This window comes from Methyloceanibacter sp. wino2 (assembly GCF_003071365.1).
Lineage (GTDB): Bacteria > Pseudomonadota > Alphaproteobacteria > Rhizobiales > Methyloligellaceae > Methyloceanibacter.
In genome coordinates this window covers 1,333,046-1,360,041 of record NZ_CP028960.1, presented here as the reverse complement: position 1 = coordinate 1,360,041, position 26,996 = coordinate 1,333,046, and the positions used below count along the sequence as shown (strand labels likewise).

Here is a 26,996-nt window from a genome sequence, read left to right as displayed (position 1 = left end):
GCCACGTCAAGACCTTGGGGGTCTTCCACTGCAAGCACCCTAGGACAGCCATGTTGCCATCCCGTTAAGGAATGTGGCCTGACAGCGCGGTTAGACGTCCAAATTGGCCACTTGCAGCGCGTTTTCCTGGATGAACTCGCGCCGGGGCTCCACCACGTCGCCCATCAGCCGGGAGAAGATGTCGTCGGCGTCTTCGCCTTCCTTGATCTTCACCTGCAAAATGGTCCGCGTTTCCACGTCGAGGGTGGTCTCCCAGAGCTGCTCCGGGTTCATTTCGCCGAGGCCCTTGTAGCGCTGCAGCGAGAGACCCTTCTGCCCGGTCTCCATCACGGCGCCGAGCAGATCGGATGGCCCGTGCACGGCGAGGCTCGTATCTTTGCGCTTCAGCGTGGCGGGTTTCGCATAGACTTCCTGGAGGTGCCCGGCGTAATGGTCGAGCTTGAGCGCGTCCGCCGACGCGATGAACGGCCCGTCGATCAGATGGGATTCCATCACGCCGCGGAGCTCGCGCCAAAAGCGCAAGCCGCCCTCAGGCAGGGCTTCGCCTTCCCAGCCCTGCTCGGTCTCGTCCGATAGTGCATCCAGCCGGCGCGCGATGTAATCGGCGGCCTCTTGAGCCTGGCTGACTTCCTTCAACATCTTCGGATTGAGAACGCCGGCGATCGCCGCCTGCTCGACGATGAAGCGGGGATAGCGGCTATGCAAGCCGCCGAGGATCGATGTGATCTTGCGGGCCTTCTCGACGATGTCGCGCAGGTCCGCGCCACCGCGCGCCGCGTCGTCACCCGTCATGAGCACGGCGTCATGAAGGCCCTCATCGATCAGATAGTCCTGAAGGCTGGCCTCGTCCTTGAGATAGCGCTCCTGTTGTCCGCGCTTCACCTTGTAAAGCGGGGGCTGCGCGATGAAGAGGTGGCCCGCCTCGATAATCTCCGGCATTTGCCGGTAGAAGAACGTCAGCAGCAGTGTGCGGATATGCGAGCCGTCCACATCGGCGTCCGTCATGATGATGATCTTGTGATAGCGCAGCTTCGACAAGTCGAACTCATCGCCAATGCTGGTTCCAAGCGCGGTGATCAGCGTGCCGATCTCGGCGCTCGACAGCATCTTGTCGATGCGTGCCCGCTCAACGTTCAGGATCTTGCCGCGCAGGGGCAGCACTGCTTGGAAGCCCCGCTCGCGCGCCTGCTTGGCGCTGCCGCCGGCCGAGTCGCCCTCGACGAGGAAGATTTCCGACTTGGCCGGATCGCGCTCCTGGCAGTCGGCGAGCTTGCCCGGCAGGGACGCCACATCGAGTGCGCCCTTGCGCCGCGTCAATTCACGTGCCTTGCGCGCCGCTTCGCGGGCCGCCGCGGCCTCCACGATCTTCTGCACGATATTGCGCGCTTCGTTCGGGTTCTCCTCGAACCATTGCGACATGCGTTCGGACATGACGCTTTCCACCACGGGGCGCACTTCCGAGGAGACGAGCTTGTCTTTCGTCTGGCTTGAGAATTTCGGATCCGGCACCTTCACCGACAGCACACAGGTGAGGCCTTCGCGCGCATCGTCGCCCGTCAGCGACACCCGCTCTTTCTTGGCGATGCCGGATTCGGCGGCGTAGGTGTTCACCGTGCGGGTGAGCGCCGCGCGGAAACCGGCCAAATGCGTGCCGCCGTCACGCTGCGGGATGTTGTTCGTGAAACACATCACGTTCTCGTGGTAGCTGTCGTTCCACCACAGCGCCGCTTCCACGGTGATGCCGTCTTGCGTTTTCTCCACCACGACGGGCTCGGAGATCAGCGGGTGTTTCGTCCGGTCCAGGAACTGCACGAACGCCCGCAGGCCGCCTTCGTAGTGCATCTCTTCCGACTTCGGCTCGACTCCGCGCAGGTCGGTGAGGTTGATGCGCACGCCTGAATTCAGGAACGCCAGTTCACGCAGCCGGTGTTCGAGCGTCGCATAGTCGAAATCGACCATGGTGAACGTCTCGGTCGACGGCACGAAGGTAATCTGCGTGCCTGTCTTGCCGCCGGAGTCGCCCACGACCTCAAGCGGCCCTTCGGGCACGCCGTTCGCGAAACGCATCGCATGTTCCTTACCGGCCCGCCAAACAGTGAGTTCGAGCCGGCTGGAGAGCGCGTTGACCACGGAGACACCGACGCCGTGCAGACCGCCCGAAACCTTGTAGGAGTTCTGATCGAACTTACCGCCCGCATGGAGCTGGGTCATGATGACCTCGGCGGCCGAAACGCCTTCGCCCTGATGGATCTCGATCGGAATGCCGCGGCCATTGTCGTTGACCGTGACGGACCCGTCCGCGTTCAGCACTACGTTGATCAGGTCGCAATAGCCGGCGAGCGACTCGTCGATCGCATTGTCCACCACCTCATAGACCATGTGATGGAGGCCCGAGCCGTCGTCGGTGTCGCCGATATACATGCCGGGACGTTTGCGCACGGCATCGAGGCCCTTCAGAACTTTGATGGACTCGGCGCCGTAATCGGCCGCGGCTTCAGCCTTGCGTTTGGCAGCAGGTGTCATGGTCTACGAATGTACTTTTGGAAACGGTTTCGAGGGTCGTTCGAGGGCCAGGCAAGGGTCCCAAGCGGGGGTGCCGGCGAACGTGTGAATCATGGAGATATTATACCCCGATTCACGTCCAGAATCTGAGCACTTTGTGCCAAAGGTGAAAAAAGTTCCTTGTCCGTTCCGGTCATCCAGGCCTGGACTTTTAGCCTTAGAATCTCGGCAAAAAGGGCCTCGCGGCGGACGCCGTCCAGGTGGGCCGCGACCTCGTCTAGGAGCACGAGCGGGGCGATCCCTTCCATGGTCTTGATGAGCTCGGCTTTGGCCAGGACGAGCCCCAGCAACAGGGCCTTTTGCTCGCCCGAGGAGCAGATGGCGGCAGGGGCGTTTTTGGGCCCATGCACCACCAGGAGATCGCTCCGATGCGGGCCTTCGAGGGTGCGGGACGCGGCCCGGTCCCGCTCCCGGCCTTCCTCCAACAGGATCCGAAAGGCATCTTCGGCCTCGGTTGCCGACCGTTCCGCGAGGTCGGCCTCCACCGTGCCGTGCAGCGCCAGCACCGCATGGGGGAAAGGCGTTTGGTCTTGGGCTTCGCGCCGCTCGTCGATGAGGGCGGAGAGCCGTTCCACCGCGTCGAGCCGCGCCGCGGCGATGGCGACGCCGGCTTCGGCCATCTGCTCTTCCAGCCCCTCGAATAGGCTCCTCCCGTACTCGCGCATCTGGAACAGCCGATTGCGCTGGCGCATGGCCCGCTCATAGCGGCTGAGCGATGTTCGAAGGCCGGGCGCGATCGCGACAACGAGACGGTCGAGGAAGCGCCGCCGGTCCGACCCGCCGCCGGTGAAGAGCCCATCCATGGCCGGGATGAGGAAAACCTGTTTCACGTAGTCGCCGAGTGCGCCGGCGCTCGCGTCCTTGCCCGCGATGCGGACGGTGCGCCCCGTGCCGTCCTCGCCCGGACGCGGCGTGTAGCCCGTTCCGATATCGAGTTCGCCGTGGCACGTCCGAATGGTGGCGGCGATCGCAAAGCCGCCCTGGCCGTCCTTGCGCGCGAGCTCGGCATAGGGACGTCCGCGCAAGCCGTGGCCGGGCCCGAGCAGTGACACCGCTTCGAGGAGATTGGTCTTGCCCGATCCGTTCTCGCCGACAAGGACCACCGGGCGCGCGTCGAGGTCCAGCCGGGCGGACGCGTAGTTGCGAAAGTCCGAAAGCTTCAGGGTGCGGACGGAAAGGGTCGTTGTGCCGGTCTCGGCCGGGTCGGTCTGGTCGATCTTTATCGTGTGTTCGTTTGGGCTCGCGGTCATACCCGCATCGGCATCAGCACGTAGAGGGTCGATGTATCTTTCACGTCGCGGACCATCGTCGGCGAGCCGGGATCGGCGAAAAGGAACTCGGCCGTCTCGCTTTCCAGCTGCTGCGCGATGTCGAGCAGGTAGCGGGCGTTGAAGCCGATCTCCAGCGGATCGGCGTCATAGCTGACCGGCAACTCCTCCGTGGCGCTGCCGGACTCCGGATTATTGACCGTGAGGGTGAGCGTGTCGCCGGCGAGGGCAAGTTTCACCGCCCGGCCCTTGTCGTTCGAGAGGGTCGAGACCCGGTCCACAGCCTGCTCGAAGGTCACGTTGTCCAGTTCGAGGCGCTTGTCGTTGCCTTGCGGGATCACGCGCTCATAGTCCGGGAACGTGCCGTCGATCAGCTTCGAGGTCAGAACGATCTGACCGGCGGACACGCGGATCTTGGAGGGCGACAGCTCGATGCGGATATCCTCGTCGCCCGCTTCCGTCAGACGCAGCAGGTCCGCCACCGTTTTGCGCGGCACGATCACGCCCGGCATGCCCTTGGCGCCGGCCGGCAGAGCGATCTCCACCTGCGCCAGCCGGTGGCCGTCCGTGGCGACCGCCCGCAACGTCTCTTTGCCGTCGGTCTCGGCGGCATGCAGATAGATGCCGTTCAGATAGTACCGGGTCTCTTCGGTCGAGATCGCAAAGCGGGTCTTTTCGATGAGGCGCTTGAGATCGGCCGCCGGCACCGTGAAGGCATGGTCGAGATCCTCGACCGACAGGGTCGGGAAATCGTCGGCAGGCAGCGTCTGCAGCGAGAATTGCGCGGGGCCGGACGTGATGGTGAGGCGTTCCTGCTCCGCGTCGCGATCGATCGCGATGTCTCCGTCCGGGAGTTTGCGCACGATGTCGTTGAACATATGCGCGGGCACCGTGACGGCGCCGTCGGCGGCGATGGTGCAGTCCACCGTCTCGACCACTTCCATGTCGAGATCGGTGGCGGTCAGCTTCAAGGCATTGTCGCCGGCCGTGAGCAACACATTGGACAGGATCGGTATCGTGTTCCGGCGCTCGACCACGCTCGCCATATGGGCGAGGGCTCGGGCGAGTTTCGGCTTCTCGATAGTAAGGCGCATGGTTGGAGAGTATCCCGAAATCTAGCGTCTTTTCCGCTGAACGGTCCCCCGTCCAAGACCCGCATTCCGGCTGAGCCAGGGCTCCCCTTGGAGCCACCGCGCTCCCGATGGAGCCTTGGGGAGGCGGGCGAAAAACCCGCGTCAAAAAACCCCAGTGAACTTGCAGTGATGCGGCGGAATTTGCAAGTGCGCCACGCGTTCAAGGGCCACGTGGATAGGGGCCTTGGCGCGGCGCGATGGCGGCTACAATAGGCGGCGGGGCCCGGAGCAGCGAACTCCGGGCCCCGCGAGCCTCAAGCCCTAGTCGCGCAGGAGCCGTTTCAGCAGCTCAATCTCCTCGCGGAGCTGCGTGTCGTCACCCATCAACTGCTCGATCTTGCGGATCGCATGCAGCACCGTCGTGTGGTCGCGGTTGCCGAAGCGGCGTCCGATCTCGGGCAGCGACCGGGACGTCAGCAGCTTGGCCAGATACATTCCGATCTGCCGGGGCCGCACGATGGAGCGGTTCCGGCGCCCGGAAAGAAGGTCGCTGCGATTGACGCCGTAGTGCTTGGACACCGTCCGCAGGATGTCGTCGATGCGCACCCGGCGGGGTTCGGCGCCGCGCATGAGATCGCGCACGATCTGTTCCGCCACGGCGATGGTGACCGGCTCGTCGGTGAGCTGGTAGCTCGCCCGCAGACGGTGGACGGCGCCTTCAAGCTCGCGCCCGCTCTCGGTCAACCGCTCCGCCAGGAAGGCGAGGACCGTGTCCGACACTTCGAGGCCATTCGTCTCCGCGCACGCTTCCAGCGCCCGCTTCTCGAGAATCTTGTGGCGCAGGTCGTAGTCCATGGCCTTCATTTCGGCCACGAGACCGCCGCCGAGGCGGGAGCGCATCCGCATATCGAGCTTGTCGAGATGGGTCGGCGCCCGGTCCGCGGCCACGACCACCTGCCGTCCGCCATCGATCAGCGAATTCAGCGTGTGGCAAAACTCCTGCTGGATGGTCGGGCCCTGCAGGAACTCCATGTCGTCAATCAGGAGAATATCGATATTGCGGAGCTTCTCCTTGAAGGCGAGGGCGTCGCGTGCCCGCAAGGCCTGTACGAAGCCTGACATGAAGCGCTCGGCGGTGAGATAGAGAACCTCGGCCTCCGGCTTCTGCCGCTTCACCTCCCAGGCGATGGCATGCAGGAGGTGGGTCTTGCCCAGCCCAACGTTGCCGTGAAGAAACAACGGGTTGAATGGAGACTGCGGGCTCGACGACGACAGCGCCACCTGATGGGCCGCCGCGTGAGCGAGCTTGTTGGTGTTGCCGACGACAAAGCTGCCGAAGCTCAGGCGCGGGTCCAACGGCGACCCCTCGAAGCCGTCATAGCCCGTGCGCAAGGGCATCGGCAGGGCCGAGCGTTCCGACAAGACCTGCGGCGACACCGGGCGCGGGATGCACGCATCCTTCGGCGGTTCGGCCGTGAAATGCGGTGTCCGCACGGAGAACTCCAAGCGTTCCGCATCGGGCCACTCGCCCTGAACCTGCCGCAGCACGGTGTCGTAATAATGGGTTCTGAGCCAGTTGCGCAGGAAGCGCGTCGCGACCGTCAGATGGATGACGCCGCCGGCGATGTCGTCGACTTCGACGCCCCGAAACCAGCTTGCGTAAACGTCCTCTCCCACCTCGCCGCGCAGCCGGGATTTGACGCGCGTCCAAGCTTCGCCTGGGCCGCATTGTTGCTCTTGATGGACTCCATGGTCGTGAGCCCGTGCTTGTGCCTCTGCCACGATATTGTTCTTTCCCTAATCATTTTTTGTCGCGCCAACACGCACCGTACGCAGCTACTGAAGCGGCCAACAATCTTGGACGCAGACCATCCCGACAGTTCCAATGACTGGCTTCCTAGCCCTGTAGCCAGGGGAGCCCAGTCGCTTTCCAACCAGACAGGATGCCCCGATGCCTATCGTCGTCGAGCGGTCCTTCGAACCCCTCCGAGACGTTGTGACAAGCGCGATACCCCGCCGACGCCATCGCGTTGGCCGCGGCCAAGCTCCGGCTACCAGAACGGCAAATGAAGAAAAGATCGTCGTCTACTTGGACACCGAGAGCCTGCAACTCGTGTGCAAGGCGATCGGCAAAGCGCGGGTCGACGGACTGGTCGGGAAAGGTCTGCCACTCAACAAGGACAGCCCGTTTGCCGAGGGCCCCCAGATCCGGGATGCCCACATAAGTCCACTCCGCGCGTGTACGCACATCGACTAACTGCGATCGAGGATTCCCCTGGAGAGCGCTCCAGGTCGACGCCACATCAACCTCATCGACCGTGTAATTGTCCATGCGCGCGCCCAATTATCGAGCCTCCTCCCCAAATTCATGAGCACGGTACAAGTACAGAATTCGTGCCACCCACTATCCGTGGTGATCTTGTGCGGTTTACGCACGTAATATTCACAACTTACGCATAAGCATTCCACAAGATGTTCATGAAGCCCCACGCTCAAGACAAAGAAATCCTGTCTCGGCAACGGCCAAGATCAAGGTACTCGATTGTAAGGAGGGGACTTCCCCGTTCGGATAACTAGACTATACACACGCCCTTCCCACCGATCAAGCAAACGAGATTCTGGCTCAGGTCAGTATTCGTCAGTAGACTCACTGTTGATCGGCGCCCCTCAAGCCTCTGTGCAAAAAGCCTGAATCGGCTGAGTCACCGAGACCGGCCTTACGCGCCAAAGCTTTTTTGCGCCTCCGAGGGGCGAAAATTTTTTTTCCAGGGACATTCGGTGGAAAAGTGAGGCGCCAGGGCCACAACTGGCAGGCGGCAATTCCATGACAGAGCCGTCAAGCAATTGATATCTCAGTGTCAAGCAATTGAGACAAACGGGCAGCACGTCGGGTGCAGTGTCAGCGTCGCCCGATGCAAGCACAAATGTGCGGGAGGAAGCGCCGTTCCAAACGTCCGTCGGAAGCGAATTGGAGCCGCGCGCAGGCGCAGCCGGAAAGCCTCGATCCCCATGGCCGGCACACCGCCGATGGCGCGCATTGCGGCCCCTAGGCCAAGACGCAAAAAGACCGCCCGGCGCCGCGTGAAAGCGGAACCGGCCGGTCCGTCATGTCATCAGATAAAGAGGCGACGAAACGCGCCTGCTACGCACCCATGGCGCCGACGCGCTTGGCAAGACGCGAAACCTTCCGCGACGCCGCGCGGCGGTGGAGGATGCCAAGCTGGGCCGTGCGGGCGACAACCGGCTCAGCGCTGCGCAGGGCTGCCTGGGCTGCGTCTTTGTCGCCGGAGGCGATCGCCTCCTCGACCTTGCGGAGGTAGCTGCGCATGTTGCTCCGCCGGGTCTTATTGACGGCGGTACGACGGGTAATCTGGCGAACGGCTTTCTTCGCCGACTTGGTATTGGCCATGTTCAGGATCCTTGAGGGCTTCCGGTCCGCCTGGGGCGGCTCTCAGGAAGCGCCGTAAATACGAATTTGGCATGCTCTATACAGAGCGCCCTCCGAGGCGTCAACCAGGGCTGGAGTTAGCGGTTCTTGAACTGGGGTTTCCGCTTTTCGATGAAGGCGGCCATTCCCTCTTTCTGATCTTCGGTGGCGAACAGCGAGTAGAACTGGTTCCGCTCGAAGCGAACGCCCTCCGACAGGGTCGTGACGAAGCCCCGGTTGATCGACTCCTTGATCATCATGACGACGTGGATCGGGAAGTCGGCGATCTTGGTGGCCGCCTTCATCGCCTCGTCGTGGAGCGACTCCACCGGGACGACGCGGCTCACGAGGTTTGAGCGCTCGGCCTCGTCGGCGCGCATCTGCCGGCCGGTCAGGCACAACTCCATGGCCTTGGCCTTGCCCACGGCGCGGGTCAGGCGCTGGGTGCCGCCGGCGCCCGGCATGATCCCGAGATTGATCTCCGGCTGACCGAACACCGCATTCTCCGCGGCCAGGATGATGTCGCACGACATCGCCAGTTCGCAGCCGCCGCCGAGCGCGTAGCCGGCAACCGCGGCGATGATCGGCTTACGGGTCGCGGCGATCGTGTCGTAGGGCGCGAGGAACGCGGTGCTGTACGCCTCCACGGACGTCTTGCTCTGCATCTCCTTGATATCGGCGCCGGCCGCGAAGGACTTCTCGCCGCCGGTAATGACGATGCAGCCGATCTCGGGATCCTTGTCGAAGATGTTGAGCACTTCGCACAGCTCGCCGACGAGCTGGGAGTTGAGCGCGTTGAGCGCCTTCGGGCGGTTGAGGGTGATGACCCCGACTTTGCCCTCGCGCGTCACGATCAGCGTTGCGTATTCCTTGGTGGCTGGTTCTCCGCCGACCGTGGTCTGATCCATATACATGTGTGTCAGTTCCCTTATCTCTGGCAGATTGGACAGTAGAAGGTCGAGCGCCCGGCTTGCGCGATCCGGTGGATCGTGCCGTTGCAGGCCTCTCGCATACAGCGCGCATCCTCCCGGCCATAGGTGCGGAAGCGGTGCTGGAACCGGCCCAGCCGCCCGTCCGTATGGCGGTAGTCGCGCAAAGAGGAGCCGCCCGCGCGAATAGCGTCGTGCAGGACGGAGGTGATGGCCTCGACCAGCGCGCTCGTCTTGGCGGTCGGGCGGCCTGTCTTCGTGGCGAGCGTGCCGGCTGCCCGGGTCGGCGAGAGCCCCGCGCGGTGGAGCGCTTCGCAAACATAGATGTTGCCGAGACCGGCGATGAGCCGCTGGTCCAGAAGCGCCGATTTGATCGGCGTGGTCTTGCCCTTCAGCCGGCCGGCGAGCCAGGCGGGCGTCAGTTCGTCACCGAGCGGTTCGATGCCGAGGTCTTTGAAGAGTGCATGGGACTCAAGTTCGCCGGCATCCGCGAGATCCATGATCCCGAAGCGGCGCACGTCGGAATAACGGACGGTCGATCCGTCGCCCAAATGGAAGACGATGTGCTCGTGCTTGGGAAAACCGAACGCGGCCGATGGGCTGGGGTCGTGTGCGAAGTCGCCCAGCGCGGTTCTTTTGGCGCCCGCCTTCTCGATGGCGAAGCGGCCGGTCATGCCCAAATGCATGATTAGCACCTGGCCGTCGTCCAAGCGCGCCAGGAGATATTTCGCGCGGCGGTCCAGCCCCTCGATGGCGCGGCCGGTCAGCCGCTCGCTGAACCGCTGGGGCAGGGGAAAGCGCAAGTCCGGCCGGCGCTGCTCCACGCGCGCGAACGCGTTGCCTACAAGCACGGGCTCCAATCCCCGGCGCACGGTCTCGACTTCAGGCAGTTCTGGCATGGGCCTCGAAAGTCCTCAGGGGCAGAACGAGTGTCGGAAAATGACAGTTTCCAAGGCTGCGCCGGTACGCTGCAGTGCAAGGTCACCATCATTGCACCGCAACAATAGCGTGAACTCAGGGCTTAGGCTATTGTCCGCTGCCATGCCAGATGACGTGAAAAATCCAGACGATTCCGGGACCGAGACGAGCTTCGGCTTCGCCCGCGTTTCGGAGACCGCTCGCCAGGGCCTCGTCAACGAGGTCTTCTCCAAGGTCGCCAGCCGCTACGACCTGATGAACGATCTGATGTCGGGCGGGCTGCACCGCCTGTGGAAGGCGGACCTCGTGACCGCGCTCGCCCCGCCGAAGTCGGACGTGCCCTTCGCGCTGATCGACGTGGCGGGCGGGACGGGCGACGTGGCCTCGCGTTTCCTCGATGCGGCAGGCAAAGGCAGCTCGGCCACGATCTGCGACATCTCCAAGGAGATGATGGAGGAGGGCAAGCGGCGCGCGAAGGGGCGGGAGCGGCTCTCCTTCGTTCAGGGCAACGCCGAAAGTCTGCCCTTCGAGGACCGCCGTTTCGACGCCTATACGATTGCCTTCGGGATTCGCAACGTCACCCATATCGACACGGCGCTCGCGGAAGCCTATCGCGTTCTGAAGCCGGGCAGCCGGTTTCTGTGTTTGGAGTTTTCGAGCGTCGAGATGCCGCTGCTGGACCGGGTCTACGACGCCTATTCGTTCAACGCGATTCCCGCGCTCGGCCGCCTTGTCGCCGGGGACGCGGAGTCCTATCGCTATCTCGTGGAAAGCATAAGACGCTTTCCCACTCAGGAACGCTTCGCCGAGATGATACAAGATGCCGGGTTCGAGCGTGTGCGCTACCGGAACCTGACTGGCGGCATCGCCGCCATCCACTCGGGCTGGCGGCTTTAGAGCATCGTGCGAAAAAGTGGATACCGGTTTTTCGCGAGAAACGATGCGGCACCAAAAAAACAGGGCTCAATACGTTCTGGTTCCATCGGAACCCATTGAGCCTGAAGTGAGGCGATAGACGTGAACGCCATTGCGAATATGGCGCGGCTGACGAAGGCAGGCGCGACGCTCGCCTGGAGCGGCGCGCGGGTTCTGCCCGACGATGCGCGCGTGTCCGGCCCGCTGGCCGTGTTCGGCCGGGTCACCGCACCCTTGCGCAAAAAGGGCGCCACGGAGAACGAGGCGCGTCTCTCGTCGGCGCTCACGTCGCTTGGTCCGTCCTACATCAAGCTCGGCCAGTTCCTCGCCACGCGGGACGACATTGTCGGCCGGGAGCTCGCGCGGGATCTGTCGACCCTGCAGGACCGCCTGCCGCCGTTCTCGCAAGGACAAGCGGTCAAGCTGGTCGAATCCGAGCTCGATGCGCCGATTACCGAACTCTTCGTCGAGTTCGGCCCGCCGGTGGCCGCGGCGTCCATCGCCCAGGTGCACAAGGCCAAGGTCAAAGACCCCGACGGTAGTCTCAAGGACATGGCCGTGAAGGTGCTGCGCCCCGGTATCGAGCAGCGCTTCAAGAAGGATCTCGATTCGTATTTCTTTGCCGCGCGCATGATCGAACGGTTCCATGCGCCCTCGCGGCGCCTCCGCCCCATCGCCGTCGTGGACACGCTGGCGAAGTCGGTCGCGATCGAGATGGATTTGCGCATGGAGGCGGCGGCCATTTCGGAGATGGCCGACAATATCGCCGGCGACGAAGGTTTCCGCGTCCCCACCGTTGATTGGAAGCGCAGCGCCCGCCGCGTGCTCACGCTCGAGTGGATCGAGGGCACGCCCATGGGGGACCTTGAGACGCTGAAGGCCAAGGGCCATGACCTCAAGGCGCTGGGCGCGACGCTGATGCAGACCTTCCTGCGCCATGCGCTGCGGGACGGCTTCTTCCACGCCGACATGCACCAAGGCAATCTCTTCGTCGATGCCGAAGGCCGGATCGTTGCGGTCGATTTCGGCATCATGGGACGCCTCGGCATGAAGGAGCGCCGCTTCCTTGCCGAGATCCTCTACGGCTTCATCACGCGCGACTATCGCCGTGTCGCCGAGGTGCATTTCGACGCGGGTTACGTGCCGCGCAAACATTCGGTGGCGCAGTTCGCCCAGGCGCTGCGCGCGATCGGCGAACCCATCATGGACCGTCCCGCCAACGAGATTTCCATGGCGCAACTCTTGGGCCAGCTTTTGCAGTACACGGAAGTGTTCGACATGCAGACCCGGCCCGAGCTGATCATGCTGCAAAAGACCATGGTCGTGGTCGAAGGCGTGGGCCGGACGCTCGATCCCGAGCTGAATATGTGGGTCGTGTCCGAGCCGATCGTGAAGGAGTGGCTCGAGAGCCAGCTCGGCGCGGGCGCGCGGATCGAGCAGGCCGCCGAAGGGGCCGCGTCCGTCGGCCGCTTCGTCGGCGATCTGCCGAAGCTCCTGCGCCAGGCCGAGCGGACGGCGGATTCGTTCGGGGCCATGGCCGAAGACGGGTTGCGCCTGGACGATGAGAGCGTGGCGCGGCTGGCCCAAGCGCAGAAATCCCAAGACCGCTGGACGCGGCTAGGCATCTGGGTGGGCGCGCTCGCGCTCCTCGCCATCGCCGTCTCGCAGATCTTCTGAAGCCCAACCGAAGGGCTTGGCTGTGATAGACTATCGCTCAAGAACCCAAGGACTGATCCGATGCTGAGCGGCAAGCGCATCCTCCTGATCGTCGGCGGCGGCATCGCCGCCTACAAGGCTCTTGAACTCGTCCGCCGTCTGCGCGAGCGGGGCGCCTCCGTGCGGGTCGTGCTGACAGAAGGCGGGGCGCAGTTCGTGACGCCGCTCTCTTTTGCCGTCCTGTCGGGCGAGGAGGCCTTCACCGATCTTTTCGACCTCAAGGACGAGGCGGAGATCGGCCACATCCAACTCAGCCGCGAGGCCGATCTCGTCGTGGTGGCGCCGGCGACCGCGGACCTCCTCGCCAAGATGGCGAACGGGCTTGCCAACGATCTCGCCTCCACCGTGCTCATGGCGACCGACAAGACGGTGCTCGTGGCGCCGGCCATGAACGTGCGCATGTGGGAGCATCCCGCGACCATGCGCAACGTCGCGACATTGCGCGCCGACGGCGTGCGCTTCGTCGGCCCCGAGGCTGGCGACATGGCGTGCGGCGAGTTCGGTCCCGGCCGCATGGCCGAGCCCGAGGACATTGCCGATGCGATCGAGCGCGTGCTTCCGGGCGCGCGCGGCGCATCGCTTGTGGGCCGCCATGTCCTGATTACGTCCGGGCCGACTTACGAGCCGATCGATCCCGTGCGCTACATCGCGAACCGCTCCTCGGGGAAACAGGGCCATGCGTTGGCGCGGGCCGCCAAGGACATGGGCGCGCGCGTCACGCTGATCTCGGGCCCGACGCATCTGCCCGATATTCCGGGCGTGACCACGGTCAAGGTCGAAACCGCCGCGGACATGCTCGACGCGGCGCTTGGCGCGCTTCCCGCCGATGTCGCGATCTGCGCCGCTGCCGTCGCCGATTGGCGCGCGGCCACCCAAGCGTTGGAGAAGCTGAAGAAGGAAGAGGGCCAGACCGCGCTCAGTCTCGCGCTCGCCCGCAACCCGGACATTCTCGCGACCCTCGCGGCGCCGGGCGCGCGGCGGCCGACGCTCGTTATCGGCTTCGCGGCCGAGACCGAAACCATCATCACCCATGCCCAGGAGAAACTGAGCCGGAAGGGCGCTGATTGGATCGTCGCCAACGACGTGTCGCCGGATACCGGCATCATGGGCGGCGACCGTACCGAGGTCCATCTCGTCTCGGCCTCGGGCGTCGAGGATTGGCCGGCCATGGGCAAGGACGAGATGGCCGTGAAGCTTCTCGGCCGCGCCGCCGAAGCGCTGCATGCCATGCAGCTCGCGGCGGAATAAGGGGGCGGCATGAAGCCTCGCCTGCGCGTCCTGCGGCTCCCGCATGGAGAAGGTCTGCCGCTGCCGGCCTATCAGACCGAGCACGCGGCCGGGTTCGACCTTGTCGCGGCGATCGGCGAAAACGAGCCCGTCGTCTTGAGTGCCGGTGCGCGTGGGGCCGTGCCCACGGGGCTCGTGTTCGAATTGCCGGAAGGCTATGAGGCGCAGGTGCGGCCGCGCTCTGGGCTTGCGTTGAAGCACGGCGTGACGGTGCTCAACAGCCCCGGCACGATCGATGCGGATTATCGCGGCGAGGTGCAGGTCGTGCTGATCAATCACAGCGATGAGCCGTTCCGCATCGCGCGCGGCGATCGCATCGCCCAAGTCGTCATCGCGCCGGTCACATGCGTGGAGATCGCCGAGGTCTCGGATGTGGGTGATACAGCGCGCGGCGCGGGCGGCTTCGGCTCGACCGGCTGAGCGTTGCCGACAACGGGCGCACTTCAGCGCCGCCGACGTTGTTCGGCCAAGGAGATGCTTCGATCAATACCATGCTGACAGACCAGGAAATCGCCCGCTACCGCCGCCATCTCGTGCTGAAGGAGATCGGCGGCGAGGGCCAGCAGCGCTTGAAGGCGGCCCGGGTACTCGTGGTGGGCGCGGGTGGTCTCGGGTCGCCGCTGATCCTCTATCTGGCGGCGGCGGGTGTCGGCCAGATCGGGATCATCGACGACGACCGCGTCAGTCTGGACAATCTCCAGCGCCAGGTTCTGCATGGCACCGAGTCCGTCGGCATGCCGAAGACGCGCAGTGCCGCCAACACCGTCTGGAGCCTCAACCCTCATGTGGACGTGAAGCTCTTCACCACACGGCTCGTGGCGGAGAACGCGCTGAGCATTGTCGGCGCCTTCGACATCGTCGCCGACGGCTCCGACAATTTCGCCACGCGCTATCTCGTCAACGATGCCTGCTATCTCGCCAAGCGGCCTCTGGTCGCCGCCGCGCTCGGACCGTTCGACGGACAACTGACCACCTTCCGCGCCTTCGAGACCAATGCGGACGGCCAGCCCAATCCCAACTATCGTTGCCTGTTTCCGGCCCCGCCGCCGGACGGGACGGTGCCTGCCTGTTCGGAAGCCGGCATCCTGGGGGCTGTGGCGGGCGTGCTGGGCTGCCTTCAGGCCGTGGAGGTCGTCAAGGAACTTCTCGGTATCGGCGAGGGGCTCGTGGGCCGGCTCATGCTCTATGACGCCCTCCAGGCCCGTTTCTCGCAAGTGGGCTATGCCTGGGATCCCGAGAACCCCCTGAATGGCAGAAACCCCAGCCTCAAAGACCTGTCGCACCATATCGGCTGAGGCCCAGGCGCGGCTGCTGGAGCCTCGACGTGGCCTGCTGGAGCCCTGGCGTCACCCTCCGGAACAGGATTTCTCAACCTTTTGACGGCACGATTTCCCCGTGAAACTCTAAATTGATCGTGTGAATATCAATTGTGGGATCGCCTGGCTGTCATGCCGGGGCCCCGCGAATGGGGCTGTGCGATGTCCGACGAGCCAAGGCAACAGACGATCACCGCCCAGTGCGCCATTGCCGGCGGTGGGCCGGCGGGCGTGATGATGGGGTTCCTGCTTGCACGCGCCGGCGTGAAAGTGGTCGTCCTCGAGAAGCACGCCGATTTCTTTCGCGATTTTCGCGGCGACACGATCCATCCCTCCACACTCGAAGTGATGGACGAGCTCGGCCTGCTCGATGCCTTTCTCGAACTGCCGCATCAGAACGTGGACGAGCTCAGCGTCGAGATCGGCGATCGGACGCTGAAGGTTGCCGACTTCTCGCACCTTCCGACGGCGGCGAAATTCATTGCGATGATGCCGCAATGGGACTTTCTCGATTTTCTCGCCGCGCGGGGGAAGGGGTATCCGAACTTCGATCTGCGCCTCGGCGCCGACGTAGACGAACTCCTGACCGACAACGGCAAGGTCGTCGGCCTGAAAGCGGCAACCCATGAAGGCGATCTGGAGGTGAGGGCTGATCTCGTCGTCGGCGCGGACGGCCGTCACTCGACGGTGCGGTCGCTTGCCCGCATGGAGGTCGAGGATATCGGCGCGCCGATGGACGTGCTGTGGATGCGTGTGTCGCGCAAGCCCGAGGATGGCGATGCAACCTTCGGCCGGGTCGAGCCGGGCCGGTTCTTCATCATGATCAACCGCGGCGACTATTGGCAGTGCGCCTATGTCATTCCCAAAGGCGGGTTCAACCAGTTGCGGCGCGACGGCCTCGAAGCCTTCCGGCAGATTATCATGGGGCTGAAACCGTCTCTTGGCGCGCGTGTGCGTGAACTCGAAACCTGGGACGACGTGAAACTGCTGTCGGTCCGCGTCGATCGGCTGAAGAAATGGTACCGGCCGGGGCTTCTGTGCATCGGCGATGCGGCCCACGCCATGTCCCCGATCGGCGGTGTCGGTGTCAATCTCGCCGTCCAGGACGCCGTTGCGGCCGCCAATATCCTGGCGCTGCCCTTGCTCGAGCGGAATGTCTCCGAGGCCGATCTCGCGCGGGTCCAGAAGCGCCGAACCTTGCCCATGAAGCTCACGCAACGGCTACAGGTCTTCCTGCAGGACCGGGTGGTCACCAGCGTCCTGACGGCGAAGGAGATTACGGACATCCCATTCCCGGTGCGGATCTTGAATGACTTTCCGTTGCTCCGGCGCATTCCGGGCCGGATTATCGGCCTCGGCTTTCGGCCCGAGCACGTCGCCCTGCCGGAAGTGGCGCGGATGACCCGCGCCTGATCCTGCCTAGAACCTGATCCCGCCTAGAACATAGCCGGGTGGACGCGATCCGGCGGCGCATGGCCGTCGAGGAACGTCTTGATATTCACGATGACCTTCTCGCCCATATCGACGCGGCCTTCGAGCGTGGCCGATCCCATGTGGGGGAGCACCACGACTTTCTCGTTCCGCAGAAGCTTGGGGTTTACCGCAGGCTCGTGCTCGAACACGTCGAGCCCGGCACCGGCCAGTTCATGGTTTTCGATCATGCGGGCAAGGGCGTTCTCGTCGATGACCTCGCCGCGTGCCGTGTTGACGATATAGGCCGACGGCTTGAGCAGCGCGAGGCGGCGCGCCGACAGCAGATGATAGGTCGCCGGCGTGTGCGGGCAGTTGATGGAGATGATGTCCATCCGCGCCAGCATCTGATCGAGGCTGTCCCAATACGTGGCCTCGAGCGACTTCTCGACATCGGAAGGCACCCGGCGACGGTTGTGATAGTGGATCTGAAGGCCGAACGCCTTGGCGCGCCGCGCGACGGCCTGACCGATCCGGCCCATGCCCACGATGCCGAGGCGCTTGCCGTAGATGCGGTGACCCAGCATCCAGGTGGGCGACCAGCCTTGCCATTCGTCGCTGCCGGATTTCAGCAGTGCCGCGCCCTCGGTCAGCCGCCGCGGGACGGAGAGGATCAAGGCCATGGTCATGTCGGCCGTGTCCTCGGTGAGGACGCCCGGCGTGTTCGTCACGATGATGGCGCGGTTACGCGCCGTGTCGAGATCGATATTGTCGACGCCGGTTCCGAACTGGGCGATGAGCTTGAGGTCCGGTCCGGCCTGGCTCAGCACGGTGCGGTCGATGCGATCGGTGACGGTCGGCACGAGCACGTTGGCTTCCTTCACGGCGGCGATCAGCTCGTCCCGCGTAAAGGGCCTGTCCTCGAGGTTGAGCCGCGCGTCGAACAACTCCCGAAGCCGTGTCTCTACGACATCCGGTAGCTTACGCGTGACGATAACGAGCGGTCGTTCAGTAGCCATAAGTCATGTCCCGTCAGAAGGCTGGGCGGTCCCGAGCCCTAGTTTTCGTAGAATTCTGCGCCCTGTCTAACAGAAGCGACTCCGAGAGATAAAGCGTCAACTTGGCCCAACTGTGCCGCACGGGCCCCCAAGATGGCCCCTCTGGCCCGCGGAGCCACGATCCGTTCACTTTTCTCCGCCATTCAGAAGGTAAGATTCGGTTTCTGAGGGGTGAATTGATGGGCAATCGCAGGACTGCACGGCTGGGAACGGCGCTGGCACTGGCCGGAGGCGCTCTTCTGGCGGGGCTGGTTCTGCACGGGTCTCCCGCGCCGGTCGCGGCTGCGGACGTCGTCGTCCCCATCGCCGCGAACGGCAAGAGCTCGGGCCTGCGCGTGCCGCGCTTCGTCAGCCTCAAATCCGACAAGGTCAATGTCCGGCGCGGTCCCAGCACCGATCAGTCGATCGTCTGGGTATTCTCGCGGGCCGGTCTTCCGGTGGAGGTCATCGCCGAGTTCGAGAACTGGCGCCGGGTCCGGGACAGCGAAGGTGCCGATGGCTGGGTCTTCCACAGCCTCCTCAGTGGACGGCGTACCGTCCTCGTCAGCCCCTGGAGCAAGGGGAAGCAGACCCCGGTTTCGATCCCGCTTCACAGCAGCCGGTCCGCCGGGTCGGGTGTGGTCGCGCAGCTTCAACCGGGGGTCTTGGGCGACCTCGTCGAATGCGACGGCTCCTGGTGTGAGCTGTCGGTCGGCAATTACTCCGGCTACGTCCAACAGGAGAAGCTGTGGGGCGTGTACCGGGATGAGAAGTTCGAGTAGCGGGAAGTCCGCCTGGTTCAAAACGACCGCAGGCGTTCGAGGGACCGTCTAGCCGTCCTTGTCGACGAGACGGACCAGCACGTCCACGCGGCTGATCACCTTGCCGTCCGGCGCTTCGGGCAGGCCTTCGATGCGGATCGCGCTCGTGTCGATATCGAGCAGGTCCGAGCTGTCCTCGCAGAAGAAGTGGAAATGGTTCGACGTGTTGGTGTCGAAATACGTCTTCGCACCTTCCACGGCCACGGCGCGCAACAGGCCGGCCTCGGTGAACTGGTGGAGCGTGTTGTAGACGGTCGCCAGCGAGACAGGGACCTGTGAAGCGACGGCTTCCTCGTGCAGGCGTTCGGCCGTCACGTGCCGGTCGCCTTCGGCGAAGAGCAGACGGGCGAGGGCGAGACGCTGACGCGTGGGCCGAAGTCCGGCACCGCGCAGCAGCCTTGCTGCGTCGCCGGCCGGAGCCATCTTGGGATCGTCTGCGGTCGTGATCTCTGTCATCGTCTCATTCGAATAAGTCATTGAAGCTGGGAATATAGTGGGAACCCACGGCAACCGCAATGCTATGTCCCAGTGGGCATTTTAGTACCTTGACCTGGGTCATCTAACCGCCCGAAAAAACTCCCTCGGCCGGGGGGGGCCGGGCGGGGTTTTGGTGGGCCCGGGCATGTGTTAGGAAACCTGCCCACCGAATGGACCACATTTCCAACGAAGGACAAATGAGCGTGCAAGAACCACTGGCGGAACGGCAGTCCAGCTTCGACTATGAGGATCTGCTCGCCTGCGGCCGGGGCGAACTGTTCGGCCCTGGCAATGCGCAGTTGCCCCTGCCGCCCATGTTGATGTTCGACCGGATTCCGCTGCTGGAGCCGGCCGGCGGCGAATTTGGCCGCGGCCGGATCGTGGCGGAATTGGACGTGAAGCCCGATCTGTGGTTCTTCGCCTGTCACTTCCAGGGCGATCCGGTCATGCCCGGCTGCCTTGGTCTGGACGCACTCTGGCAGATGCTCGGGTTCTTCCTCGGCTGCACGGGCGCACCCGGTAAAGGGCGGGCGCTCGGGGTTGGCGAGGTGAAGTTCTCTGGCATGGTGGTGCCGACGGTAAAAAAGCTGGAATATGTCGTCGACGTGCAGCGGGTCATCAGCCGCAAGTTCACCCTTGGGACCGGCAATGGCTTGCTCAAGGCCGACGGCGAGACGATTTACACGGCCAAGGACCTCAGGGTCGGGCTGTTCCAGGCGGAAGAGGCCGCACCCGCCGGTGCATAGACGCTATGTCGCGGCACAGGCCGCAAGGACGTTGAGCCAATGAAACGCGTGGTCGTAACCGGCATGGGCATCGTTTCCTCGATCGGAAACAACGCTCAGGAAGTCGTGGCCTCTCTCCGGGAGGCCAAGTCCGGCATCGTCAAGGCCGACAAATATGCCGAGCTTGGATTCCGCTGCCAGGTTCACGGCGCTCCGTCGCTCGATTGGGAGGAGGCGATCGACCGGAAGGTTCGCCGCTTCATGGGCGCGGGTGCGGGCTGGAACTACGTGGCCATGGAACAGGCCATCCAGGACGCGGGGCTCGAGGAGAGCGATATCTCCAACGAGCGCACCGGGCTGATCATGGGCTCTGGCGGCCCCTCGACCCGGGCCATCGTCCAGGCCGCCGACACGACGCGCGAGCGCGGGCCGAAAAAGGTCGGACCTTTCGAGGTCCCCAAATCCATGAGCTCGACAAATTCGGCCACGCTGTCGACGCCCTATCACATCAAGGGCGTGAGCTATTCCATTTCCTCGGCCTGCTCCACGAGCGCGCACTGCATCGGCAACGCAGCCGAGCTGATCCAGCTCGGCAAGCAGGACGTTGTCTTCGCGGGCGGGGCGAGGAGCTCGATTGGACGCTCTCGGTACTGTTTGATGCGATGAACGCGATGTCGTCCGACTTCAACGACCAGCCGGAAAAAGCCAGCCGCGCCTACGACGCTGCGCGCGACGGTTTCGTGATCGCCGGCGGCGCCGGCGTGCTTGTGCTCGAGGAGCTGGAGCATGCCAAGGCGCGAGGCGCGAAGATCTATGCGGAGCTTGTCGGCTATGGCGCGACTTCGGACGGCCACGACATGGTGCTGCCGTCGGGCGAGGGCGCGGTGCGCTGTATGCGGATGGCCATGCAGGGCCTCGGCGATGACAAGATCGACTATATCAATCCGCATGCGACATCCACGCCGCAGGGCGACGTCTTGGAGATCCAGGCCATTCGCGACGTGTTCGGCAAGGACTGTCCGCCGATCAGCGCCACCAAATCGCTGACGGGCCACTCGCTCGGCGCGGCCGGGGCGCACGAGGCGATCTATTCGTTGCTGATGATGAAGAACGGCTTCATCTGCGAATCCGCGAATATCGAAAATCTTGACCCGGAGGTTGCGGACGTCCCAATTGTCCGTGAACGTCAGGACGGCATTGTGATGAACACGGTAATGTCCAACAGTTTTGGTTTTGGGGGCACGAACGCCTCCCTCGTTTTCCGCCGGTTGGATGGCTGAGGCCGACGGAACGGGACTTTAGGCAACTTTGAGCAGAGTAAGCACGATGACGAAAGATATTGCAGAACCTGGACCGCTGATGGCGGGCAAGCGCGGCTTGGTGATGGGCGTCGCCAACGATCGATCGATCGCTTGGGGCATTGCCCGCGTCCTGCACGGACAGGGCGCCGAGCTGGCGTTCAGCTATCAGGGCGGGGCCTTTGGCCGGCGCGCGGTACCCCTGGCCGAATCGATCGGTGCGGAGATCATCGAAGAAGTCGACGTCGAGGATTTGGATAGCGTCGACCGCATGCTCGACGTGATCCGGAAAAAGTGGGGCAAGCTGGACTTCGTGGTCCACGCGCTGGCCTTCTCTGACCGGACCGAGCTCAAAGGCCGCTACTGCGACACGACGCGGAAGAACTTCGAGCACACGATGGTCATCTCCTGCTTTTCCTTCACGGAGATCTGCAAGCGCGCCTCCGACATCATGAACGAAGGCGGCTCGCTACTGACGTTGACCTATGGCGGCTCGACCCGCGTCGTGCCCTGCTACAACGTCATGGGCGTCGCCAAGGCGGCCCTGGAAGCGTCGGTGCGCTATCTGGCCTCCGATCTCGGGCCGCAAGGCATCCGCGTGAATGCGCTGTCCGCCGGGCCCATGCGGACGCTGGCGGGTGCGGGTATCTCCGATGCGCGGACGTTGCTCCACTACCAGCAGCAGCATGCGCCCATGCGCCGCTCGCCGACGCTGGACGAGGTCGGCGGCTCCGCGCTGTATCTCCTGTCCGATCTTTCCGGCGCGGTCACGGGCGAGGTGCATTTCGTCGATTGCGGTTACGCAACGACCTTCATGCCCGACCTCGAGTCGCTGAAGGAGATCGAACGGGCCGAGGAAATCGGCAACGCGATGGCCAAGGCCGCGCCGCGGGAAGCCGCGCAATAATCAATCGACAGCTTTGCCGCTGCGGATGGATCGCTAGGGAGTAGCCATGTTCGAAATCATCGTGATGGTTTGCCTTGCCGCCACAGGCGAGGATTGCCGCGAGTACAAGATGCCCGACACGCAATTCGAGGACGCGGTTTCGTGCATCCGCGAAAGCCATGGCAAGGCCTACGATTGGCAAAGCGAGAACGAGAAGTACACCATCATCGGAACGCGCTGCGCCAAGGATGCCAAAGTCCCGGACGTGCCGAAGGACTAGCGCGGCCGGGCCTCACACTGAACGAGATGCAAAATAAAAGGGGCGCCGAAGCGCCCCTTTCGTACGTTTGGATGCCGGTGTGATGCCGGCGGTGCGTCTGGCCTAGCCGGCCTCCGCAACCTCTTTTTCCTGACCGGTCTCCTGGTCCACCACCTTCATCGACAGGCGGACCTTGCCGCGCTCGTCGAAGCCGAGCAGCTTGACCCAGACCTCGTCGCCTTCCTTGACCACGTCCCCAACGGTCTTGGGGCGGCCTTCGGCAAGCTGAGAGATGTGCACGAGGCCATCACGCGGGCCGAAGAAGTTCACGAACGCGCCGAACTCCATGCACTTGACGACCTTGCCCCGATAGATCTCGCCGACCTCGGGTTCGGCCGCGATCGACTTGATCCGGGCGATGGCTTGGCGGATCGATTCCGCGTTGGCGGACGCGATCTTGACTGTACCGTCGTCGGAGATATCGATCTTGGCGCCCGATTCCGCGACGATCTCGCGGATGACGGAACCGCCGGAACCGATGACCTCACGGATCTTGTCGGTCGGGATCTGGATCGTCTCGATGCGCGGGGCGTATTCGCCGAGCTCGGGACGGGCCTCGTTCAGCGCCTTGTCCATCTCACCAAGGATGTGCAGGCGCCCATCCTTGGCCTGATCGAGCGCGATCTTCATGATCTCCTCGGTGATGCCGGTGATCTTGATGTCCATCTGGAGCGACGTCACGCCCTCGGACGTACCGGCCACCTTGAAGTCCATGTCGCCGAGATGATCCTCATCGCCCAGAATGTCGGACAGGACGGCGAACTTCTCGCCTTCCTTGATGAGGCCCATGGCGATACCGGCGACAGGCCGCTTGAGCGGCACGCCGGCGTCCATCAAGGCCAGCGAGGAGCCGCACACCGTCGCCATCGAGGACGAGCCGTTCGACTCGGTGATCTCGGAAACGACGCGCAGCGTGTAGGGGAACTGCTCGTGATCCGGCAGGATCGGATGAACAGCCCGCCAGGCCAGCTTGCCGTGGCCGATTTCGCGGCGCCCCGGTGAGCCCATGCGGCCGGTCTCGCCGACGGAGTAGGGCGGGAAGTTGTAGTGCAGCAGGAACTTCTCTTTGTAGGTTCCCTGCAGGGCATCGACGAACTGCTCGTCGTCGCCCGTGCCCAGCGTCGTCACGACGAGGGCCTGCGTCTCGCCGCGTGTGAACAGCGCGCTACCGTGGGTGCGGGGCAGAACGCCGACCTCGCAGACGATCGGACGGACGGTCACGAGATCGCGGCCGTCGATGCGCTTCTTGGTGTCGAGAATGCTGCCGCGCACGACATCCTGCTCGGCCTTCTTGAAGGCACCGGCGACCTTGCCGGCGATCGAGCCGTCATCGTCCTCGGGGACGAGCGAAGAAACGACCGTCTCCTTCACCTGGGCGATGCTGTCGCGGCGCTCCTGCTTGGAGACGATGGCGTAGGCGTCGCGAAGACCGGCGTCGGCCAGTTCGCTGACCTTGGCGACCATGTCCGAGTTGTCCTCGGTCTTCAGATCCCATGGCTCCTTGGCGGCAACCTCGGCCAGCTTGACGATGGCATCGATCACGGGCTGGAAGTGCTCATGGCCGTACATCACGGCGCCGAGCATGACGTCTTCGGGAAGCTCGCTGGCTTCGGATTCCACCATCAGAACGGCGTCTTTGGTGCCCGCGACCACGAGGTCGAGCGAGGTTTCAGGCATCTCGTCGACGAGCGGGTTCAGGATGTACTGGCCGTCCACATAGCCGACGCGCGCGGCGCCGATGGGGCCGAGGAACGGAACACCCGAGAGGGTCAGCGCCGCGGAGGCGGCGACCATGGCCACGATGTCGGGGTCGTTCTCCATGTCGTGCGAGAGCACGGTGGTGATGACCTGGGTGTCGTTCTTGAAGCCCTTGGCGAAAAGCGGGCGGATCGGACGGTCGATCAGGCGCGAGGTGAGGGTTTCCTTCTCGGTCGGACGCCCTTCGCGCTTAAAATAACCGCCGGGAATCTTACCGGCGGCGAACGTCTTCTCTTGGTAGTTCACGGTCAAAGGAAAGAAGTCGATTCCGGGCCGTGCTTCTTTTGCGGCGACAACCGTCGCAAGAACGCAAGTATCGCCATAAGTCGCGAGGACGGCGCCGTCGGCCTGGCGCGCCACGCGCCCGGTCTCGAGTTTGAGCGGGCGCCGGGCCCATTCAATTTCTACAGTGTGTTTATCGAACATGTGTGTGTCCCATTCGGTAGGGAAAGATTAGGCCGCCCCAAAGCCCGGTGGCGATGGGACGAGCCCGTGCATAAGTGTGGAAGCTCCCACGCACGCCGCGGCATGCGGCGCGGATGCTACCGGCGAATTCCGAGCCGGCCGATGAGCTTCTTGTACCGTTCTTCGTCTGACGCTTTCACGTAGTCGAGCAGGCGGCGGCGCTGGCTGACCATTTTCAACAGCCCGCGACGCGAATGGTTGTCCTTACCGTGCGTCTTGAAGTGCTCGGTGAGGTTGCTGATGCGCTCGGTGAGAATGGCGACCTGGACTTCCGGGGATCCGGTATCGTCCGCCTTCGTCGCGTATTCCTTGATAAGCTCTTGCTTGCGTTCAGCACTAATCGACATCGGGTTCTCCTTATAATTTGAGGTGTTTGACAAGGCCGGGCCGGGATGTCGTCCAGCGCGGTCGGATCTGATTGCGGGGCAAGGCTGCGAATATCGCGAGGGGCCCCAAGCAACCGCTGCACTATAGGGATAAAAGTCCCCGAAGCCAGCGCTATTTGGGGGTCTATTCGGGCAGAACAAAGACCCTGGATGGGTGGAATTCCCCTTGGGCAACCTCGCCGATGGCGACGGGAGCCCCCCTTGATACCGCATAGGCGGCACCGGCCATGATCGGCGCATCCCGCCCCCGCAGCAGAACCGCGCGCCCCAGGCGGATATTGGCGGCATCCGCAGGGCTGACGGGCAGCGCCGGCAGGTCGGAAAGCGCCGTCTCCACGGGCTGCAGCAAGGCCAGGAGCGCCTCCCGGCCCTCCTCCGCGGCCTGCTCCACCGCTTCGAGAGTGACTGCCTGGTCGACGGTGAAGCCGCCGACCCGCGTCCGCCGCAGGGCCGAGATATGCCCCAGGCACCCAAGGGCCCGGCCGAGGTCCCGTGCCAGCGCCCGGACATAGGTGCCCTTGCCGCAATCGGCCTCCAGGACGCAATGATCCGGGTCCGGCTGCTCCACCAAGGTCAGACGGTCGATGGTGACCGTCCGGGGCGCCAGCTCGAATTCCTCTTGGTCGCGCGCCAGATCGTAGGCGCGCGCGCCGTCGACCTTCAGAGCCGAGAACCGGGGCGGTACCTGCTCGATATCGCCGATAAATTGGGTCAGCGCGGCCTCGATGGCGCCACGGGGCGCGCGCATCTCGTTGGTCGCGGTTACTGAGCCTTCGGTGTCGTCCGTGTCCGTTTCGGCCCCGAAGCGGACCGTGAAGCGGTAGGTTTTGGCGCCGTCCACCGCAAAGGGGACGGTCTTTGTGGCTTCACCGAAAGCGATCGGCAAAACGCCTGTTGCCAAAGGATCGAGCGTTCCGGCGTGACCGGCCTTTTGTGCGTCGAAGAGCCAGCGCGTCCGTCCCACCGCTTTCGTGGAGGTCAGGCCCTCGGGCTTGTCCAGAATAAGCCAGCCACTGACCGCTTGGCCCTTGCGCCGCCGTGCCATCGAGAAGCCCTCTACGCGTTCTTGCTAGTCGTCGAGGTCACGTGGCGCGTCGCGCCCCACGTCGCGGGCCACTTGGGGAGAGGCCAGAAGCTCGTCGATCCGCGAAGAGGCCTCGAACGAGGTGTCCACCCGGAACCGCAGTTCCGGCATATAGCGGAGGTCGACCCGTTTCGCGACCTCGCCGCGCAGGAAGCGCTTGTGCTGTTCCAGATGCTTGACGACATCGCCGGCTTCGCCGCCGCCCAGCGGCATGACATAGCAGGTCGCGACCTTGAGATCGGGCGACATGCGCACTTCCGGAACGGTCAGGGAATGGCGCGCGATCACGTCGTCCAGCACCTCGCCGCGTGCGAAAATCTCCGCAAGCGCGTGGCGGACGAGTTCGCCCACCTTCAACTGGCGCTGGCTCGGCGCTTTGGGGCCACCATGGTTTCTGTTCATCTCGAACGTTCCATTCAAATGAGAAGTGGATATCAGGTCGTGCGGATGCGACTTGCCCGGTATCCGAACAAAAAGTAAGTCGCTGCAAAAGCTACCCAAATAGCTATGTCAGCAGCGTTGGTAAGGGGGGACAGGCAACCTTCCCGAAGTGAATCTTCATAAAATGGACCAGGTTCGACCGCGTTGGCCACCAGCAGCAGGCTGACCAATATGCACCAAGCTGAGATCGGAAAGGCGAGCCACCACAGTCGGAAGTAAGCCACGCAAACGAGACCAATAGCTAGAAGCGAGAGAGTAATTGGGAAGCCAATCGGGTTGAAAGACGTGGCGGCAGGATTCAAGAGCCACGCCGGACCATCTGCTAGACGCCAATACTCTCCAACTCCCTTGTCGCACACTTCCGCGAACGCAGGCATTGTGCCGATTATCAGCGAAAGAAACGGACTGATTGCCAACAAACATCGTCGGAGCAATGCCATGGCTGTCCCTGGTCTGCGTTGACTAGAACTCCACGCGC

At 63.9% G+C, this 26,996-nt stretch carries 26 protein-coding genes and 1 pseudogene; 12 read left to right on the top strand and 15 right to left on the bottom strand.

The annotated features are described in order from the left end of the window. Positions 1-90: 90 nt before the first annotated feature. The 8 genes from gyrB to mutM all read right to left on the bottom strand — a co-directional run bounded on the left by gyrB (position 91) and on the right by mutM (position 10,158). Positions 91-2,523 carry a DNA topoisomerase (ATP-hydrolyzing) subunit B gene (gyrB, locus tag DCY11_RS06275; protein ID WP_108681964.1) on the bottom strand — a complete coding sequence of 811 codons (2,433 nt, stop codon included), beginning with the start codon at positions 2,521-2,523 and terminating at the stop codon, positions 91-93. An 89-nt stretch (positions 2,524-2,612) separates the two neighbouring features. Beyond that, positions 2,613-3,812: a DNA replication/repair protein RecF gene (gene recF / locus DCY11_RS06270; RefSeq protein WP_108681962.1), complete on the bottom strand. Its 1,200-nt coding sequence runs from the start codon at positions 3,810-3,812 to the stop codon at positions 2,613-2,615. Then, on the bottom strand, positions 3,809-4,924 hold the full coding sequence (dnaN, locus tag DCY11_RS06265; protein WP_108681960.1) for a DNA polymerase III subunit beta: 1,116 nt from the start codon (positions 4,922-4,924) through the stop codon (positions 3,809-3,811). Before dnaN ends, recF begins: the two co-directional genes overlap by 4 nt. A gap of 300 nt (positions 4,925-5,224) precedes the next feature. Beyond that, entirely contained in the window at positions 5,225-6,592 is a 1,368-nt protein-coding gene (gene dnaA, locus DCY11_RS06260; protein ID WP_245409503.1) for a chromosomal replication initiator protein DnaA, read from the bottom strand. 208 nt (positions 6,593-6,800) lie between these two features. Further along, positions 6,801-7,235 carry a rhodanese-like domain-containing protein gene (locus DCY11_RS06255; RefSeq protein ID WP_108681956.1) on the bottom strand — a complete coding sequence of 145 codons (435 nt, stop codon included), beginning with the start codon at positions 7,233-7,235 and terminating at the stop codon, positions 6,801-6,803. Between the two features lie 810 nt (positions 7,236-8,045). Continuing rightward, positions 8,046-8,312 carry a 30S ribosomal protein S20 gene (gene rpsT / locus DCY11_RS06250; protein ID WP_108681954.1) on the bottom strand — a complete coding sequence of 89 codons (267 nt, stop codon included), beginning with the start codon at positions 8,310-8,312 and terminating at the stop codon, positions 8,046-8,048. A gap of 116 nt (positions 8,313-8,428) precedes the next feature. Beyond that, positions 8,429-9,244 carry an enoyl-CoA hydratase gene (locus tag DCY11_RS06245; RefSeq protein WP_305791580.1) on the bottom strand — a complete coding sequence of 272 codons (816 nt, stop codon included), beginning with the start codon at positions 9,242-9,244 and terminating at the stop codon, positions 8,429-8,431. Positions 9,245-9,258: 14 nt separating this feature from the next. Continuing rightward, on the bottom strand, positions 9,259-10,158 hold the full coding sequence (gene mutM / locus DCY11_RS06240) for a bifunctional DNA-formamidopyrimidine glycosylase/DNA-(apurinic or apyrimidinic site) lyase (protein WP_108681952.1): 900 nt from the start codon (positions 10,156-10,158) through the stop codon (positions 9,259-9,261). Between the two features lie 142 nt (positions 10,159-10,300). Here mutM and ubiE point away from each other — a divergent pair, with 142 nt between their 5' ends. The 6 genes from ubiE (at position 10,301) to DCY11_RS06210 (ending at position 16,824) form a co-directional block, all read left to right on the top strand. After that, positions 10,301-11,074: a bifunctional demethylmenaquinone methyltransferase/2-methoxy-6-polyprenyl-1,4-benzoquinol methylase UbiE gene (ubiE, locus tag DCY11_RS06235; protein ID WP_108681950.1), complete on the top strand. Its 774-nt coding sequence runs from the start codon at positions 10,301-10,303 to the stop codon at positions 11,072-11,074. 120 nt (positions 11,075-11,194) lie between these two features. Next, a complete protein-coding gene (gene ubiB, locus DCY11_RS06230) occupies positions 11,195-12,769 on the top strand; it encodes a 2-polyprenylphenol 6-hydroxylase (protein WP_371515039.1) in 1,575 nt (524 codons plus the stop codon). A gap of 60 nt (positions 12,770-12,829) precedes the next feature. Further along, positions 12,830-14,056, top strand: a complete 1,227-nt coding sequence (gene coaBC / locus DCY11_RS06225) for a bifunctional phosphopantothenoylcysteine decarboxylase/phosphopantothenate--cysteine ligase CoaBC (RefSeq protein ID WP_108681948.1) — start codon at positions 12,830-12,832, stop codon at positions 14,054-14,056. A 9-nt stretch (positions 14,057-14,065) separates the two neighbouring features. Further along, positions 14,066-14,515, top strand: coding sequence for a dUTP diphosphatase (gene dut / locus DCY11_RS06220; RefSeq protein ID WP_108681946.1), 450 nt, complete (start codon positions 14,066-14,068; stop codon positions 14,513-14,515). A 71-nt stretch (positions 14,516-14,586) separates the two neighbouring features. Next, positions 14,587-15,390 (top strand): molybdopterin-synthase adenylyltransferase MoeB, encoded by an 804-nt coding sequence (locus DCY11_RS06215; RefSeq protein WP_108683707.1) that lies wholly within the window; start codon positions 14,587-14,589, stop codon positions 15,388-15,390. Positions 15,391-15,573: 183 nt separating this feature from the next. Further along, positions 15,574-16,824, top strand: a complete 1,251-nt coding sequence (locus tag DCY11_RS06210; protein WP_108681944.1) for an FAD-dependent oxidoreductase — start codon at positions 15,574-15,576, stop codon at positions 16,822-16,824. A 23-nt stretch (positions 16,825-16,847) separates the two neighbouring features. Here the strand turns inward: DCY11_RS06210 and DCY11_RS06205 are convergent, their stop codons facing one another. Further along, on the bottom strand, positions 16,848-17,840 hold the full coding sequence (locus DCY11_RS06205) for a D-glycerate dehydrogenase (RefSeq protein ID WP_108681942.1): 993 nt from the start codon (positions 17,838-17,840) through the stop codon (positions 16,848-16,850). 218 nt (positions 17,841-18,058) lie between these two features. Between DCY11_RS06205 and DCY11_RS06200 the strand changes: the two genes are divergently transcribed. After that, positions 18,059-18,640 carry an SH3 domain-containing protein gene (locus DCY11_RS06200; protein WP_108681940.1) on the top strand — a complete coding sequence of 194 codons (582 nt, stop codon included), beginning with the start codon at positions 18,059-18,061 and terminating at the stop codon, positions 18,638-18,640. 48 nt (positions 18,641-18,688) lie between these two features. On the opposite strand, the gene irrA is transcribed toward DCY11_RS06200, so the two are convergent. Continuing rightward, positions 18,689-19,102, bottom strand: a complete 414-nt coding sequence (gene irrA, locus DCY11_RS06195; protein WP_108683706.1) for an iron response transcriptional regulator IrrA — start codon at positions 19,100-19,102, stop codon at positions 18,689-18,691. A 269-nt stretch (positions 19,103-19,371) separates the two neighbouring features. Between irrA and fabA the strand changes: the two genes are divergently transcribed. The 5 genes and pseudogenes from fabA (at position 19,372) to DCY11_RS06175 (ending at position 22,345) form a co-directional block, all read left to right on the top strand. Further along, entirely contained in the window at positions 19,372-19,902 is a 531-nt protein-coding gene (fabA, locus tag DCY11_RS06190; RefSeq protein ID WP_108683705.1) for a 3-hydroxyacyl-[acyl-carrier-protein] dehydratase FabA, read from the top strand. Between the two features lie 39 nt (positions 19,903-19,941). Continuing rightward, positions 19,942-20,612 (top strand): annotated as a pseudogene (locus DCY11_RS16150) (beta-ketoacyl synthase N-terminal-like domain-containing protein); the annotation flags it as partial. A 126-nt stretch (positions 20,613-20,738) separates the two neighbouring features. Continuing rightward, complete coding sequence (locus DCY11_RS16145) at positions 20,739-21,161, top strand: hypothetical protein (RefSeq protein WP_371515042.1); 423 nt, start codon at positions 20,739-20,741, stop codon at positions 21,159-21,161. 46 nt (positions 21,162-21,207) lie between these two features. Then, positions 21,208-22,086 carry an enoyl-ACP reductase FabI gene (gene fabI / locus DCY11_RS06180; protein ID WP_108681938.1) on the top strand — a complete coding sequence of 293 codons (879 nt, stop codon included), beginning with the start codon at positions 21,208-21,210 and terminating at the stop codon, positions 22,084-22,086. Between the two features lie 46 nt (positions 22,087-22,132). After that, on the top strand, positions 22,133-22,345 hold the full coding sequence (locus tag DCY11_RS06175; RefSeq protein ID WP_108681936.1) for a hypothetical protein: 213 nt from the start codon (positions 22,133-22,135) through the stop codon (positions 22,343-22,345). Positions 22,346-22,447: 102 nt separating this feature from the next. On the opposite strand, the gene pnp is transcribed toward DCY11_RS06175, so the two are convergent. The 5 genes from pnp to DCY11_RS15475 form a co-directional block, all read right to left on the bottom strand. Continuing rightward, complete coding sequence (gene pnp, locus DCY11_RS06170; RefSeq protein ID WP_108681934.1) at positions 22,448-24,568, bottom strand: polyribonucleotide nucleotidyltransferase; 2,121 nt, start codon at positions 24,566-24,568, stop codon at positions 22,448-22,450. 116 nt (positions 24,569-24,684) lie between these two features. Further along, the gene (gene rpsO, locus DCY11_RS06165; protein WP_045364565.1) at positions 24,685-24,954 is read right to left on the bottom strand and encodes a 30S ribosomal protein S15; all 270 of its coding nucleotides are present in this window, start codon (positions 24,952-24,954) and stop codon (positions 24,685-24,687) included. Positions 24,955-25,117: 163 nt separating this feature from the next. Further along, positions 25,118-26,038, bottom strand: a complete 921-nt coding sequence (gene truB, locus DCY11_RS06160) for a tRNA pseudouridine(55) synthase TruB (protein ID WP_108681932.1) — start codon at positions 26,036-26,038, stop codon at positions 25,118-25,120. Positions 26,039-26,062: 24 nt separating this feature from the next. Then, on the bottom strand, positions 26,063-26,479 hold the full coding sequence (gene rbfA, locus DCY11_RS06155; RefSeq protein WP_108681930.1) for a 30S ribosome-binding factor RbfA: 417 nt from the start codon (positions 26,477-26,479) through the stop codon (positions 26,063-26,065). Positions 26,480-26,511: 32 nt separating this feature from the next. After that, the gene (locus tag DCY11_RS15475; RefSeq protein ID WP_159079845.1) at positions 26,512-26,958 is read right to left on the bottom strand and encodes a hypothetical protein; all 447 of its coding nucleotides are present in this window, start codon (positions 26,956-26,958) and stop codon (positions 26,512-26,514) included. Between the last annotated feature and the right edge of the window lie 38 nt (positions 26,959-26,996).